Raw genomic sequence first — 14,134 nt, 5'->3', positions numbered from 1 at the left:
ACGCTTTCAGTTGGAGCAAGCAGTTACCCTCAACATGCAATCGCCCTTCAACGAATCCCCGTCACCGCCACCGCCAGCCCAAGGCCGATCAACGCCAGGCCGATGACTCGGTCCACCAGCGCTTGCCGGTCGATCATCGCCTTGCGCAAAACGGCACTTGAGAAAAACACCGCCACCAGGCTGAACCACAACCAGTGGGCAAAGGACATGAATGCGCCGTAGGCGAAATCAAGTGCCAGGGGGCTGCCTGGTTGCACCACCTGGGTGAAAGCACTGATAACGAACAGCATGGTCTTGGGGTTCAGGGCATTGGTCAGAAAGCCAGTGCGCAGGGCTTGCAGCACGCTGGCGGTCGATTGACTGCCACCCTCGAGGTTGATGCGCTGAGTGTTGGTGAGCGACTTGTAGCCCAGGTAGATCAGGTACCCCGCCCCCAGCACTTTCATGGCCAGGAACAGCGCGGGGCTCTGGCTGATGATCACGGCAATGCCCAGCACCGTGTACAACACGTGCACCTGGACACCCAACGCGATACCCATCGCAGCGGCCAGCCCGGCCTTGCGGCCTTGTGCATAACTGCTACGGGTGACCATGGCGAAATCGGCGCCAGGGCTGATGACGGCGAGCAAGGTGAACAGGGCGACGGCGATGATTTCGGTCATGCTGATGGCTCTCGATAGGCTATGAAAATGCACAGGCCTGGGGATTATCGAGGGCTTATGAACCAGGAAAAATCGATTTATAGTGAGGCATATCTGATAGTTTTTTTCACAGAAAAATATCGCCTGTGCCGGCCTCTTCGCGGGCACGCCCGCTCCCACAGGGACCCCACCACACCTGAGAAAAGCACATTACCTGTGGGAGCGGGCATGCCCGCGAAGAGGCCGGCACAGGCCAAAAGGGATGCCATGAAACTGCCGCCGCTCAACGCCTTGCGCTACTTCGACATCGCCGCCCAGACCGAGAGCTTCGTGCGCGCCGCCGAGCACTTGCACGTCACCCACGGCGCGGTCAGCCGGCAAATACGCCTGCTTGAAGAAAGCCTTGGCGTGGAGCTGTTCGAGCGCCGTAACCGGGCCATCTTCCTCACCCCCGCCGGCCGTGCCCTGCAAGGCACCACCCAGGCGATTTTCGAACAGCTCGAAGGTGCCGTGCAGCGCTTGCAACAACAGGCCCGCGACAATGTGCTGGTGTTGTCCTGCGAGCCGACCATCGCCATGCGCTGGTTGATCCCGCGCCTGCCCCGCTTCCATGCCGACCACCCCGACCTGCAGCTGCACCTGGTGGCCGCCGGCGGCCCACTGGACTTCGCCCGCAGCGGTGTCGACCTGGCCATCCGCCGCGATGATTTCCACTGGGACAACCAGCTGTATAACCAGAAAATCTGTGATGAATGGATCGGCCCGGTGTGCCACCCCACCGCCTCCACTCAGCTCGACGGCCAACGCCTGCTGCACAGCGCCACCCGCCCTGGCGCCTGGCGCACCTGGCTGCGACACAGCGGCCAACAGGCGCGGCGTAACGAACGCAGCGACTACGAGCACTTCTACCTGTCTATCCAGGCCGCCAGCGCTGGCCTGGGCCTGGCCATGGCCTCAGCCCTGATGGTGCGCGACGAACTCGACAGCGGGCAGTTGCAGGCACCGTTCGGTTTTGTGCGTGATGGCTCGGCCTACCACCTGCTCAGCCCACAGCCTCTGAACGACAGCGGCAAGCGCCAACGCTTCACAGAGTGGGTAATGGGCGAATGCCAGCGTTGCCTGGCTCACTTGGGCTTGAGGCAGAACGACGACCCCGCGCTACCATCGCCGCCCCAGGTGCGATAGCCAGCGGTATCCAGATGGATCCGCCCGGACGGGTAGCGCCCCAGGCCCATGCTCCAGGCCTGGCCATGCTGCTGCCAGAAACGGCAGAGCGGATTGGGGTCGGTCCAGGCCGGCAGCAGGATATCGACGGCGAAGGCGCGGGTATGGGCGCTGTTGGCAGCACCGCCTGCGCACGTATTCAGACGAGGGTCGCGGTAGGCCGAAACCACCTCGAACTGGCGCAGGATGCCTTGGTCGTTCAGCATCTTGATCAGCGAAAGGGTGGAGCGCACAGCCGGCCAGTTGCCGGTAGGCGGTACGGCAAAAGGAGACGCTCTACACAGCTTCCAGTCCGAGGCCGAACGCAGCAGTTGATGGATAGGCACAACACCGTAAAGACGGGCATCCACCAGCATTTCACGGAAGGGACGGGTTTGATGGTCGCCGGCCCACTGGGCGAACATCCACAGGTCGCGTTCGTCGGCGTGGGCAGCACCCGCTATCAGCAGGCCTGCCGCCAGAAGCAGTTTTTTCATTCTTCATCCATCCCTGCATAGAGAACAAACAAAGCTACGCGGTGGATGGCACCGACTACGCGAGGTCAATCCTCAAGCAGGGTGCAAGCCATCACCAGGGCGTCTTCACGGCCGCCGGCAATCGGATAATAGTCGCGGCGGCGGCCGATTTCGTTGAAACCGTAGCGCTCGTACAAACGATAGGCCGACTGGTTGCTGGCGCGCACCTCAAGGAAACACTCGCGGCCATTGAGCTGGTAGGCCCTGGCCATCAGGTGCTCCAGCAAGCGCAGGCCCAGCCCGCGCCCCTGGTTTTCCGGTTTGACGGTGATGTTGAGCAGGTGCGCCTCGTCGATGATCACGTTGATCACCCCATGGCCAACCTGCTGCTGGCCATCGAACATCAGCCAGACTTCGTAGGACTTCAGCGCATCCTGAAAGATCCCGCGGGTCCAGGGGTGACTGAACGCGGCATATTCGATCTTAAGTACGGCTTCCAGATCCGCCTCGGTCATCGGGCGGAAACTGATCGATTCACTCATTCAACGCTCTTCCAGCGCGCCATCAGCTGGCGCATGGCTTTCCAGACCTCCGCCTTGCGCTGCGGCTCGTCCATCAACAGTTCAAGGCCCGGCAGCGCCCAGGCGTCGCCCAGGCCGTCCAGCTTGAGGGTTTGGTAATAGGCCGCAGCATCGGCGTTGCCGGCAAAGCGCAGCGCCGGCATGCCAATCAGCCACAGGCAGGTACTCGGTGCATCTTCCAGGCGCGCCTGGACAAAGCCCTGAACGAAATCGCGCGCGGCTTCGGGGCCCTGGTCCATGTTGCCGCGGACCAGCAACGGCCAGCGCACCGGCTCGCCGATGATCTGCGGGGCGTCTGGCAGGCCGGCGGCGCGCAGCATGTCCTTGAGCAGCAGGTAGGACGGGTCACGGCTCTGGAAAGGCTGGCCGGTGGCCAGTTCCACCAGCAGCAGGCAGCTGCCAGCGCGCAACAACTGCAACGAGAAGCGCGGTGGCGGCACAGGGGCCGGGCGTGGTGGTACGGGCTGCTCTTCGGCCTCCACGGGCTTGGCGGCAGGCTTGGGCACGCTGCCTGGGCGCGGGATCTCGATTTTCGGCCGCTCACCGGAACGGGCCTGAGGAATCGCGGGCGCTTCGGTTGCAGCCGGTGCCGGCATGACCTCGAAATCGATGTCCTCGACCTGCGCCACCGGCATTAGCAGCTCGGGGCGCGACGGTGCGGCGAACGGCAGTTCGGCGCGCGGCAGCCAATGCACCACTTGCATGGCGGAAAGGTAGGCGCGGCGACGGGGTTCGGTCAGCAAGGGGCGGGTATCCGAGGGGCTCAAGGCAGTTGGGCATTCTAACGTGTACGCCGTGGTTTTTGCAGCGCCTATCAGACCGAGCGCCACCACAAAAACAACGCCATACACACACAAGCAAAAAGGTTATCCCCCATTACAGACCAAGGGGTGAAAACCTCCCCCCCGTATGCAGTACAATCGCCCCCTTTTTCTTGGCAACGAGTCGAAGCCAATGATCGAACCCAAGCGCGTCCTGCGCGCCCTAGCCGAACACTGGGCCCTGATCGAGCCGCTGTGCGAGCGTTTCGACCAGGGCACCCTGAGCCTGGTAGAACTGCGCCAGCATGTGGCCCGCCAGCAGCTCGAAAGCACGCCGCAGGACATCACCCAGCTACTCGACGTGTGGATCCGCCTGGATATCCTGGTCCCGGTGGCCAAAAGCCCGAACCGCTTCGAGCTCAACGCGCAGATCCACGACTTCCTTGCGTACCTGCGCCGCGAACACCGGCTGGGCCTGTGCCTGGAGATCGAAGCCTACCTGCGCCACCTTGAACGCCTGGCCGGCCATATCCAGGACGCCTTCGACAACCGCGACAGCGACGACCTGGCGCGCCAGCTGCGCCTGCTCGACATGCGCGTGCGCGATGTGCTGAAAAAGCTCGATAACGACGAACAGGCCCTGGTAGCCGTGGCCGAGCGGGCCAAGACCAGCAACCGGCAGATCCCGCTGCGCCAGCGTTACGCCGAAGTACTGGCCACCTGGGACGAATACGTCGAGCCGATGATCCAGCTGGTGAACGCTGACGGCGCCTTCGAACAAGGCGTGCGCAAGGTCGAGACCGTGCTGCTGAAGCTGCTGGGCGAACAGGCGCGCCTGGGCCACCTGGTCGACGACGACATGCTGCTGCGCACCCACGCACGCATCCTGGAAATGCAGACCAGCGCCCAGCTGACCCTGCGCCACGCCCGTGAACTGCTGCTGCCGCTGCGCGAAGAAGCCCGCCGTCACAACGCCGTGACCCGTGGCGCCGCGCTGGCCCTGTCGGTGATCCGGCGCAAGGGCATCGACGCCGTGCCGCAGGCGGCCATGCCGATGTTCACCCGCCCGCAGAGCACTTTCCTCGGCAGTGCCAGCCAGGTCGAAGCCTATGTGTACGCCCTGGCGCGCTTCGAGCCCAAGCCGGCGCGCTTCCCCAAGGCCCACAAGACCCAGTCCGGCGACTTGCCCCGTGCACCGCGCACGGTCAAGGAAATGGCCGAACGCTGCGAACAGGCCCTGCCGCTGCCCGACCTGATGGCCTGGCTGCTGGAACAGGAACCCGAAGGCGCCACCGACGAACTGCTGTACTGGTTCTCGCGCCTGTCGCGGGAAAAGCGCTTCAAGCGCGAACGCCTGGAACGCCGCGAGTACACCACTCAGGAACACTTGGTCAGCCTGCGCTCGTTCGCCCTGACCTCCAGCCGCGAAGACGCCACCAGCGCGCCTACCGAACCCAACGCGAGCCCAGCCCATGCATCTTGATCTTTCCGAACTGTCCCAGCTCGCGCCGATCTTCCGCGAGCTGTTCAAAGGCTTCCACGTCAGCCGCCGCGACCCCGAGCTGTACGCCCAGCTGTCGAACTTCCAGGACCAGTACCGCACCCTGTTCAAGGCCCTGGGCTTCGAGCTGGTGTGCGACACCCGCGGCTTTTATTACTTCGTGCCGGACATGACCGCCGCGCAGGTCAACAAGACCGCGCAGCGCCTGTCGCTGTTCACCTTCATCCTGGTTGAGCACCTGGCCGACCAGGGCCGTGACCCGATGGCGGTGCTCGACGGCGGCAGCATCGGTCGCGACGAACTGCCCTCGCTGCTGGACAAGTACCGCGACCTGTTCCTGCAGGCCGAAGTGCAGACCGTAGACGAGCTGGAAGAAAAAATCCTGCGCCGCATGACCCAGCTCGGCTTCGCCCATGAAGAAGGCGGCATCTACCGCTTCCTGCCGCCGATGCACCGCTTCCTCGATGTGTGCCTTTCGGTCCAGCAGGACCGCGACCTGGCCGCCACCCTGCACAGCGTCCTGCCGCTGCCGACCCCGGTGCTGGTCGAGGAAGAAAGCCCCGAAGAACTCAACCGCACCGACGACCCGCTCGACCTCACGCCTTTCGAGGGCGAGGAAAGCGAAGAGGACGCCCTGGCCCGGGCCATCCGCGAAGAGCAACAGGAGATTGACGCATGAGCCAGGAACGCTACGGCATCCGCCGCTTCGCACTGCTCAACACCGCTGGCTACAGCCTCGGCCTGTTCCCGCTGGAGCATCCGCTGTCGGTATACGGTGCCAACAACCTGGGTAAGTCGGCGTCGATCAACGCCCTGCAGTTCCCGATCCTGGCGCGTATGTCGGACATGAGCTTCGGCAAGTACAGCCTCGAGCAGTCACGCCGCTTCTACTTCGCCAGCGATACCTCGTACATTCTCTGCGAGCTGAGCCTGCCCCACGGCCCGCACGTGATCGGCGTGGTTGGCCGCGGCCCGGGCGGCGGCTTCGGTCACCAGTTCTTTGCCTACAAAGGTGAACTGGACCTGGCCCACTACCAGAAAAACGACACCTGCCTGCGCCAGAAAGAGCTGTTCACCAACCTGGAACGGCTGGGCATCAAGGCCTACGAGCTGAAGCCGGACGAACTGCGCCGCCTGCTGGTTGGCGGCCACACCTCGGTGCCGCTGGACCTGACCATGATCCCGCTGCGCTCCACCAGCGAGCAAAGCCTGAAAACCTTCCGCGCGCTGTTCATCAACCTGCTGCACATGCGCGAAATCACCGCAGCCAAGCTCAAGCAGCTGTTCCTTGACGCCTTCGAGCACAGCCTGCGTTCGGGCAGCGTCGACTATATCGCCGCGTGTGAGGAAGCCTTCCGCGACGTGCGCCGCATGGAACAGGACTACAACGCCCTGGTGGCTGCCGGCCCCCTGGTCGAGGCCCTGGCCGGTGGTGTGGCCCAGCGCGACATACTGCGCGGCAAGCTGCACCGCATTTCGCCGGTGCTCGATACCCTGCTGGGCACCTGGCAGGAATACGCCATGGCGCGCAAGGAAGAGCTGGTTATCCAGTCCGAGCACTACCGCGGCGAGCAGGACCGCCTGCAGAACGACCAGCGCGGTGGCACTCAGGAGCTGATGCGCCTGGAGCGCGAAATCACCGGTATCCAGCGCTGGCTGGGCGAGCTGTCGGTGCTCAAGCACCGCTTTGCCTTGGTCGATGACGTCAAGGTGCTGGAGCAGCAACTGCTGGCGGCCAAGGATGCCCACGACGAACTGGCCGGCGCCCTGGCACAGTCGCGCCAGTTCTCCGCCGAAGACCTGGATGAGCGTGTACGCGACCTGGAAAAACGCCTGAAGCAGGTCAAGCAGCAGCTGGACCACGCTGACAACAACAGCTACGCCCGCCTGCGCGAGGAGTTCTCGCAACAGGACGTCGACCGCCTGATGCGTCTGTTCAACGGTGCGCTGTTCAGCCTGCCGCTGGGCGACCGTGGCATCGAACTGGACGAGAGCGACCTGTGGGTAAAATCGCTGGAAGCGGTACTGGACGGCTTCAAGGGCGAACGCTTCGAAGCGCCGGGGCTGTCCATCGACCTCACCCACATCGATCCACCCGCGCTGCAGGCCCTGGCCGACCGCGCCGCCCTGCGCGACCAGAAAGAGCGCCTGGAAAAAGAGCTGAAACAGCTCAAGACCCAGCAGGCGGTCACCGCCGACCGCTCCGCCTCCAAGGCGCAAACCGAAACCCTGTACCAGCAAGTGCTGGACGCGCAGAAGGCGCTGGAAGATTTCCGCCGCAGCGAAACCCTGGCCGCCGAAGAGCCCGAGAAGCTGGAGCAGCTGTCGCAACTGGAAGCCGCCCAGGACGAACTCAAGCGCTCCAGTGATGCCTTCACCGAGCGCGTCCAGCAGCTGTCGGCCAAGCTGCAGCTGGTCGGCCGACAGATCGGCGACCTCGAGTCCAAGCAGCGCACCCTGGAAGACGCCCTGCGTCGTCGCCAGCTGCTGCCGGCCGACCTGCCCTACGGCACCCCCTTCATGGAAGCCATCGACGACTCGATGGACAACCTGCTGCCGCTGCTCAACGACTACCAGGACAGCTGGCAGAGCCTGCAGCGGGTAGACAACCAGATCGAGGCGCTTTACGCCCAGGTGCGCCTCAAAGGCGTGGCCAAGTTCGACAGTGAAGACGACATGGAGCGCCGCCTGCAACTGCTGGTGAACGCCTATGCGCACCGCACCGAAGAAGCCCTGACCTTGGCCAAGGCACGCCGCGCGGCGGTCACCGACATCGCCCGGACCCTGCGCAACATCCGCAGCGACTATGACAGCCTCGAGCATCAGCTGGCCCTGTTCAACCGCGAGATCAACAAGCGTCAGGTCTCCAACCTGGAAAGCTTCCGCGTGGTGCTGGCGCCGAACAAGGAAGCGCTCAAGCACATCGACCAGATCATCCACAGCGCCGGCCAGTACGAAGAAGGCGAAACCCTGTCGGTGTTCGACCTGACCCAAAGCGCCGATCAGGACAACAAGAACGAAGAGGCCAAGGAGTACCTGGCACGCCTGGTGGCGGCCAACCACAACCAGCTGGGCCTGAAAGACCTGTTCGAGCTGGCGTTCGAAATCACCAAGGTCAACGGCCAGCCGATCATCCACGCCGACATCGACGGCGCTGCCTCCAACGGCACCACCATGACCATCAAGGCGCTGACCAACATGTACTTGTTGCTGCACCTGATGGACCGCGACCTGGCCGGGCGCATCCGCCTGCCCTACTACCTGGACGAAGCAGCAGACATCGACGAACGCAACCAGGCGGCACTGCTGGAGACCAGCTTGCAGCTGGGCTTCGTACCGATTCTGGCGAGTGTGAAGCCACAGGTATCGGCGCACGTGGCGATCGACCTGGAGGGCGGCAGCGGGCCGAACGGCATCTACATCGACGAGGCGGACTGGAAGTTCATCAGCCGGCTGGATGAGGTGAAGGCGATTGTGCGTGAGGATCAGGCCGAGGAACTGGCCTGACATCGGGGTATTGGGGCCGCTTTGCGGCCCATTCGCGGGGCAAGCCCGCTCCCACAGGTACTGCACAGAGCTTGAACCTTGTGCAGTACCTGTGGGAGCGGGCTTACCCCGCGAATCGAGGCCGCAGGCCTCCCACAATCTACCAGGCTATCAATGCGCCCAAGGCAGGATCGGAATTGCGGTCACCGCGTTCTGCTGCCTGCCTTAAATCACTTACGAGGCGGACTGGAAGTTCATCAGCCGGCTGGATGAGGTGAAGGCGGTTGTGCGTGAGGATCAGGCCGAGGAACTAGCCTGACATCGGGGTATTGGGGCCGCTTTGCGACCCATTCGCGGGGCAAGCCCGCTCCCACAGGTACTGCACAGAGCTTGAACCTTGTGCAGTACCTGTGGGAGCGGGCTTGCCCCGCGAATGGAGGCCGCAGGCCTCCCGGCAATCTACCAGGCTATCAATGCGCCCAAGGCAGGATCGGAATTGCGGTCACCGCGTTCTGCGGGCTGCCTTCGATCATGCGGTCGCTGTACACCAGGTACACCAGCGTGTTGCGCTTCTTGTCGAGAAAGCGCACCACCTGCATGGTCTTGAACACCAGCGAGGTGCGTTCCTTGAACACTTCCTCGCCATCTTTCAACTCCCCCTTGAAGTTGATCGGCCCGACCTGACGGCAGGCAATCGACGCCTCCGCACGGTCCTCCGCCAGCCCCAAGCCACCCTTCATGCCGCCAGTCTTGGCCCGGGACAGGTAGCAAGTCACGCCCTCGACCTTGGGGTCGTCAAACGCTTCGACCACGATGCGGTCGTTCGGCCCCAGGAACTTGAAGACAGTGGACACCTGGCCGACTTCTTCGGCCCCTGCCAGCATTGGCAGCACCAGTGCCGCCACGCCAATCACCCGCTTGAACATGCTCATACCAGCACCAGATTGTCGCGGTGCACCAACTCGGGCTCCGCACTATAGCCAAGGATGGACTCGATGGTATCGGACGACTGACCAATGATCTTCTGCGCCTCCAGGGCGCTGTAGTTGGCCAGCCCGCGTGCCACTTCAACACCGTCCGGGCCAACACACACCACCATCTCGCCACGGCGGAAGCTGCCCTGCACGGTCTTCACGCCAACCGGCAGCAGGCTCTTGTTGGCCTGGCGCAGTGCCTGCACGGCACCGGCATCCAGCACCAGGGTGCCACGGGTCTGCAGGTGGCCGGCCAGCCACTGTTTGCGCGCGGCCAGCATGCCACGCTCGGGCGACAGCAAGGTACCCAGGCGCTCGCCTGCCTTGAGGCGGTCCAGCACGCGTTCGATGCGGCCACCGATGATGATGGTGTGGGCACCGGAACGGGCGGCCAGGCGCGCGGCGCGCAGCTTGGTCTGCATGCCGCCACGGCCCAGGGCACCACCGGTACCACCGGCCACGGCATCCAGCGTCGGGTCGTCGGCACGGGCTTCGTAGATCAGCTGGGCTTCGGGGTTGTTGCGCGGGTCGGCGTCAAACATGCCATCGCGGTCGGTGAGGATCACCAGCAGGTCGGCCTCGACCAGGTTGGCCACCAGCGCCGCGAGGGTGTCATTGTCGCCGAAGCGGATTTCGTCGGTGACCACGGTGTCGTTCTCGTTGATCACCGGCACCACGCCCAGGTCGACCAGGGTGCGCAAGGTGCTGCGGGCGTTCAGGTAACGCTTGCGGTCGGACAGGTCGTCATGGGTCAGCAGGATTTGCGCGGTGTGCTTGCCATGCTCGCCGAAGCTCGACTCCCAGGCCTGCACCAAACGCATCTGGCCAAGCGCGGCAGCCGCCTGCAGCTCGTTCATCGCGCTCGGTCGCGTGGTCCAGCCCAGCTGGCTCATGCCGGCAGCCACGGCCCCGGATGAGACCAGTACCAACTCCACACCTGCCTCACGCAGCGCGACCATCTGCTCAACCCAAACGGCCATGGCGCCGCGGTCGAGGCCTTTGCCATCGGCGGTCAGTAGAGCACTGCCAATCTTCACGACCCAGCGCTTGGCGCCCGTCACCTTGCTTCGCATCTTCTTCCAACCTATGTCGAATCTGTAGATACCGTGGATACAAAAACGCCGCTCCAGAGAGCGGCGTTTAGTGTACTGCAACCGGTCAGTCGCGCACGTAAATGATTTCCGGACCGTCTTCGTCGTCCTCGAAATCATCATCCCAACCGTCATCGTCGCCGATGTCGTGCACGCTCTTGACGCCAGTACGGCGCAAGGTACGCGCGTCGTCCAGGGCCTGCAGCTGGGCGCGGGCTTCGTCTTCGATGCGCTGGTCGAGGTCGGCCAGTTCTTCGGCGTAAGCCGGGTCGTTGGCCAGGCGGTCGGCGCGGTCTTCGAGGTAGCGCATCAGGTCGTGGCTGAGCTTGTCGGTACCCTGCTTGGAGATAGCCGAGATCACGTAGACCGGGCCTTCCCACTCCAGGCGGTCGATCACCTCCTGAACACGCGCATCGCGCTCGTCGTCCATGACCATGTCCGACTTGTTCAGTACCAGCCAACGCTCACGCTCGGCCAGCGACGGGCTGAAGCGGGTCAGCTCGTTGACGATCACTTCGGCAGCATCGGCCGGGCTGCTTTCGTCCAGCGGCGCAATGTCCACCAGGTGCAACAGCACACGGGTACGCGCCAGGTGCTTGAGGAAGCGGATACCCAGGCCGGCACCTTCGGACGCGCCTTCGATCAGGCCGGGGATGTCGGCAATGACAAAGCTCTTCCAGCGGTCGACGCTGACCACGCCCAGGTTTGGCACCAGGGTGGTGAACGGGTAGTCGGCCACTTTCGGCTTGGCGGCCGATACCGAGCGGATGAAGGTACTCTTGCCGGCGTTCGGCAGGCCCAGCAGACCAACGTCGGCCAGCACTTTCATTTCCATCTTCAGGTCGCGCTGGTCACCCGGCTTGCCTGGCGTGGTCTGGCGGGGTGCACGGTTGGTGCTGGACTTGAAACGGGTGTTGCCCAAGCCGTGCCAGCCGCCCTGGGCGACCATCAGCTTCTGGCCAGGGGTGACCAGGTCACCGATCACTTCCTGGGTGGAAGCATCAATCACGGTAGTACCGACCGGCACGCGCAGGAACAGGTCTTCACCCTTCTTGCCGGTGCAGTCGGTGCTGCCGCCATTGGAGCCGCGCTGGGCTTCGTGGTGACGGGTGTAGCGATAGTCGACCAGGGTGTTCAGGTTTTCGTCGGCGACCATGTACACCGAGCCGCCGTCACCGCCGTCACCGCCGTTAGGGCCACCGTTCTCGATGAATTTTTCGCGACGGAAGCTCATGCAACCGTTGCCGCCGTCACCGGCCTTGACCCGAATGGATACTTCGTCAACAAACTTCATTAAAACCGCCTCTCGTCGGTAGACGAGTTGAATGACTCAAAAACATGAGGCTCTTGCAAAAATGAGCGCGGCGGCCCCGTACGACCGTAGAAACCAACGCCGGCAACCCAGACAAACAGCTTTGCAAGAGGCTCACCACAAACGAAAAAGCCCCGTCGCATGACGGGGCTTCTGGAGCGACGTCGCGATTAAGCGGCGACGATGCTCACGTAACGGCGCATGAACTCGCCTTTCTTCTCGAACTTGATCACGCCTTCGATCTTGGCGAACAAGGTGTGGTCCTTGCCCATGCCAACGCCGTAGCCAGCGTGGAATTCGGTGCCGCGCTGACGGACGATGATGTTGCCTGGCTTGATAACCTGGCCGCCATACATCTTCACGCCAAGGCGTTTAGATTCTGAGTCGCGACCGTTACGAGTACTACCACCAGCCTTCTTGTGAGCCATGGTTCAATTCTCCAAATAAATTCAGGGGATCTAGGGGATTAAGCCTGGATGCCGGTGATTTTGATCTCGGTGAACCACTGGCGGTGGCCCATACGCTTCATGTGGTGCTTACGACGACGGAACTTGATGATGCGAACCTTGTCGTGGCGGCCTTGCGAAACGACTTCGGCCACTACTTTAGCGCCAGCAACAACTGGAGCACCGATGGTGACTTCTTCACCGTTGGCGACCAGCAGAACGCGATCGAAAGTCACGGATTCGCCAGTGGCGACTTCCAGTTTTTCGATCTTGAGGAATTCACCTTCAGCGACTTTGTACTGCTTGCCGCCGGTAACGATTACTGCGTAAGACATGGTATTTCTCCGATAATCCTGCTCACCCAGCGCTTTATATGATGAGTATTGGCTGGCATGGCTGCACAAGGCTGGAACGGCCCGGCGCAATTGCGTAAGGCAGGTGCTGCCCAGGAAGTTAGGGTGCGCGATTGTACGCAACCCTGGTTTTGCTTGCAAGTGCCGCCCCCGGCCCGCTGGCACCGCGCCTTGACACACCGGTACCCGCGACCTAGCATGCCGCGCAACCTCACTGGAGCAGCCGATGCAACCCCAAACCTTCTACCGTGCGGTGGCTGATGATTTCAGCGCCGTCGACGAGATCATCAAGAAGCAGCTGACCTCGCGCGTGCCGCTGGTATCGAAGATCGGCGACTATATCACGTCCGCCGGTGGCAAGCGCCTGCGTCCCCTGCTGGTACTGCTGTGTGGCAAGGCCCTGGGCCGCGAAGGCGACGACCTGCGTCTGCTGGCCGCCACCATCGAATTCCTGCACACCGCCACCCTGCTGCACGACGACGTGGTCGACATGTCGGGCATGCGCCGTGGCCGCTCCACCGCCAACGCCCTGTGGGGCAACGCGCCGAGCGTGCTGGTGGGCGACTTCCTTTATTCGCGCTCGTTCGAAATGATGGTCGAACTGGGTTCGATGCCGGTCATGCAGATCCTGTCCAAGGCCACCCGTGTGATTGCCGAAGGTGAAGTGCTGCAGTTGTCGCGGGTACGCGATGCCAGCACCACCGAGGAAATCTACATGGAGGTGATCCGCGGCAAGACCGCGATGCTGTTCGAAGCCTCGACCCACAGCGCCGCCGCGCTGGCCGAAGCCACCGACGAGCAGCGCGAAGCCCTGCGCACCTTCGGTGACCACCTGGGCGTGGCCTTCCAGCTGGTCGACGACCTGCTGGACTACAAGGGCGACTCGCAAACCCTGGGCAAGAACGTCGGTGACGACCTGGCCGAGGGCAAGCCTACCCTGCCGCTGATCTACACCATGCGCGAAGGCACTGCCGAGCAGGCGGCGCTGGTACGCCAGGCGATCCAGAAAGGTGGCCTTGAGGATCTGGAGCAGATTCGCGTGGCGGTCGAAGCGTCGGGCGCACTGCAGTACACCGCCGAACTGGCGCGCGACTATGTGAAGCGCGCCATTGCCTGCCTCGAAGTGCTGCCAGCCAGTGAATACCGGGATGCCCTGGTTGAGCTGAGCGAGTTTGCGGTCGCGCGCACTCACTGACAGGCCGAGTCGTCTTCATTCGCGGGCAAGCCCGCTCCTACAGGATTGCGTCGCCTGTGGGAGCGGGCTTGCCCGCGATGCGTTTTGTCCGGACATAATCACTTCTGGGAAAAT

The 14,134-nt window shown here is 63.3% G+C and carries 14 protein-coding genes; 5 read left to right on the top strand and 9 right to left on the bottom strand.

The features are described 5' to 3' along the window. Positions 1-47: 47 nt before the first annotated feature. Entirely contained in the window at positions 48-662 is a 615-nt protein-coding gene (locus tag OZ911_RS03650; protein WP_016484842.1) for a LysE family translocator, read from the bottom strand. A 246-nt stretch (positions 663-908) separates the two neighbouring features. Here OZ911_RS03650 and OZ911_RS03645 point away from each other — a divergent pair, with 246 nt between their 5' ends. Further along, positions 909-1,826 (top strand): LysR substrate-binding domain-containing protein, encoded by a 918-nt coding sequence (locus OZ911_RS03645; protein WP_016484841.1) that lies wholly within the window; start codon positions 909-911, stop codon positions 1,824-1,826. Here the strand turns inward: OZ911_RS03645 and OZ911_RS03640 are convergent. The 3 genes from OZ911_RS03640 to OZ911_RS03630 form a co-directional block, all read right to left on the bottom strand. Continuing rightward, the gene (locus OZ911_RS03640) at positions 1,766-2,341 is read right to left on the bottom strand and encodes a D-Ala-D-Ala carboxypeptidase family metallohydrolase (protein WP_016484840.1); all 576 of its coding nucleotides are present in this window, start codon (positions 2,339-2,341) and stop codon (positions 1,766-1,768) included. The genes OZ911_RS03645 and OZ911_RS03640 overlap by 61 nt on opposite strands. Positions 2,342-2,406: 65 nt before the next feature. Further along, positions 2,407-2,862 carry a ribosomal protein S18-alanine N-acetyltransferase gene (gene rimI, locus OZ911_RS03635; RefSeq protein ID WP_016484839.1) on the bottom strand — a complete coding sequence of 152 codons (456 nt, stop codon included), beginning with the start codon at positions 2,860-2,862 and terminating at the stop codon, positions 2,407-2,409. Continuing rightward, complete coding sequence (locus OZ911_RS03630; RefSeq protein ID WP_060517717.1) at positions 2,859-3,644, bottom strand: hypothetical protein; 786 nt, start codon at positions 3,642-3,644, stop codon at positions 2,859-2,861. The genes rimI and OZ911_RS03630 overlap by 4 nt, the downstream gene beginning before the upstream one ends. A gap of 211 nt (positions 3,645-3,855) precedes the next feature. Between OZ911_RS03630 and mksB the strand changes: the two genes are divergently transcribed. Genes mksB through mksF form a run of 3 tightly spaced genes read left to right on the top strand, consistent with a single transcriptional unit; the run spans position 3,856 to position 8,670 of the window. Continuing rightward, on the top strand, positions 3,856-5,145 hold the full coding sequence (gene mksB / locus OZ911_RS03625) for an Mks condensin complex protein MksB (protein ID WP_070086803.1): 1,290 nt from the start codon (positions 3,856-3,858) through the stop codon (positions 5,143-5,145). Next, the gene (gene mksE, locus OZ911_RS03620) at positions 5,135-5,842 is read left to right on the top strand and encodes an Mks condensin complex protein MksE (protein ID WP_016484836.1); all 708 of its coding nucleotides are present in this window, start codon (positions 5,135-5,137) and stop codon (positions 5,840-5,842) included. The genes mksB and mksE overlap by 11 nt, the downstream gene beginning before the upstream one ends. After that, positions 5,839-8,670, top strand: coding sequence for an Mks condensin complex protein MksF (mksF, locus tag OZ911_RS03615; RefSeq protein ID WP_023048859.1), 2,832 nt, complete (start codon positions 5,839-5,841; stop codon positions 8,668-8,670). The genes mksE and mksF overlap by 4 nt, the downstream gene beginning before the upstream one ends. Before the next feature lie 449 nt (positions 8,671-9,119). Here the strand turns inward: mksF and OZ911_RS03610 are convergent, their stop codons facing one another. The 5 genes from OZ911_RS03610 to rplU form a co-directional block, all read right to left on the bottom strand. Beyond that, complete coding sequence (locus OZ911_RS03610; protein ID WP_016484834.1) at positions 9,120-9,581, bottom strand: CreA family protein; 462 nt, start codon at positions 9,579-9,581, stop codon at positions 9,120-9,122. Continuing rightward, positions 9,578-10,696, bottom strand: coding sequence for a glutamate 5-kinase (proB, locus tag OZ911_RS03605; RefSeq protein WP_016484833.1), 1,119 nt, complete (start codon positions 10,694-10,696; stop codon positions 9,578-9,580). Before proB ends, OZ911_RS03610 begins: the two co-directional genes overlap by 4 nt. Before the next feature lie 85 nt (positions 10,697-10,781). Then, a complete protein-coding gene (gene cgtA / locus OZ911_RS03600; protein ID WP_016484832.1) occupies positions 10,782-12,008 on the bottom strand; it encodes an Obg family GTPase CgtA in 1,227 nt (408 codons plus the stop codon). Positions 12,009-12,196: 188 nt separating this feature from the next. Beyond that, positions 12,197-12,454, bottom strand: coding sequence for a 50S ribosomal protein L27 (gene rpmA / locus OZ911_RS03595; RefSeq protein ID WP_003247464.1), 258 nt, complete (start codon positions 12,452-12,454; stop codon positions 12,197-12,199). A gap of 38 nt (positions 12,455-12,492) precedes the next feature. Beyond that, positions 12,493-12,807, bottom strand: coding sequence for a 50S ribosomal protein L21 (rplU, locus tag OZ911_RS03590; protein ID WP_003247466.1), 315 nt, complete (start codon positions 12,805-12,807; stop codon positions 12,493-12,495). Positions 12,808-13,051: 244 nt separating this feature from the next. Here rplU and OZ911_RS03585 point away from each other — a divergent pair, with 244 nt between their 5' ends. Further along, on the top strand, positions 13,052-14,020 hold the full coding sequence (locus tag OZ911_RS03585; RefSeq protein WP_023048269.1) for a polyprenyl synthetase family protein: 969 nt from the start codon (positions 13,052-13,054) through the stop codon (positions 14,018-14,020). Positions 14,021-14,134: the final 114 nt, after the last annotated feature.

This window comes from Pseudomonas fortuita (assembly GCF_026898135.2).
GTDB classification, from domain to species: domain Bacteria; phylum Pseudomonadota; class Gammaproteobacteria; order Pseudomonadales; family Pseudomonadaceae; genus Aquipseudomonas; species Aquipseudomonas fortuita.
The sequence above is the reverse complement of the archived record's forward strand: the minus strand, read 5'-3'. Positions and strand labels throughout refer to the sequence as shown.

What these genes read in the sequence shown, in the direction of transcription:
- OZ911_RS03650 (WP_016484842.1), bottom strand. Translation starts at nt 662, where the DNA reads ATGACCGAAATCATCGCCGTCGCCCTGTTCACCTTGCTCGCCGTCATC.
- OZ911_RS03645 (WP_016484841.1), top strand. Translation starts at nt 909, where the DNA reads ATGAAACTGCCGCCGCTCAACGCCTTGCGCTACTTCGACATCGCCGCC.
- OZ911_RS03640 (WP_016484840.1), bottom strand. Translation starts at nt 2,341, where the DNA reads ATGAAAAAACTGCTTCTGGCGGCAGGCCTGCTGATAGCGGGTGCTGCC.
- rimI (WP_016484839.1), bottom strand. Translation starts at nt 2,862, where the DNA reads ATGAGTGAATCGATCAGTTTCCGCCCGATGACCGAGGCGGATCTGGAA.
- mksB (WP_070086803.1), top strand. Translation starts at nt 3,856, where the DNA reads ATGATCGAACCCAAGCGCGTCCTGCGCGCCCTAGCCGAACACTGGGCC.
- mksE (WP_016484836.1), top strand. Translation starts at nt 5,135, where the DNA reads ATGCATCTTGATCTTTCCGAACTGTCCCAGCTCGCGCCGATCTTCCGC.
- mksF (WP_023048859.1), top strand. Translation starts at nt 5,839, where the DNA reads ATGAGCCAGGAACGCTACGGCATCCGCCGCTTCGCACTGCTCAACACC.
- OZ911_RS03610 (WP_016484834.1), bottom strand. Translation starts at nt 9,581, where the DNA reads ATGAGCATGTTCAAGCGGGTGATTGGCGTGGCGGCACTGGTGCTGCCA.
- proB (WP_016484833.1), bottom strand. Translation starts at nt 10,696, where the DNA reads ATGCGAAGCAAGGTGACGGGCGCCAAGCGCTGGGTCGTGAAGATTGGC.
- cgtA (WP_016484832.1), bottom strand. Translation starts at nt 12,008, where the DNA reads ATGAAGTTTGTTGACGAAGTATCCATTCGGGTCAAGGCCGGTGACGGC.
- rpmA (WP_003247464.1), bottom strand. Translation starts at nt 12,454, where the DNA reads ATGGCTCACAAGAAGGCTGGTGGTAGTACTCGTAACGGTCGCGACTCA.
- rplU (WP_003247466.1), bottom strand. Translation starts at nt 12,807, where the DNA reads ATGTCTTACGCAGTAATCGTTACCGGCGGCAAGCAGTACAAAGTCGCT.
- OZ911_RS03585 (WP_023048269.1), top strand. Translation starts at nt 13,052, where the DNA reads ATGCAACCCCAAACCTTCTACCGTGCGGTGGCTGATGATTTCAGCGCC.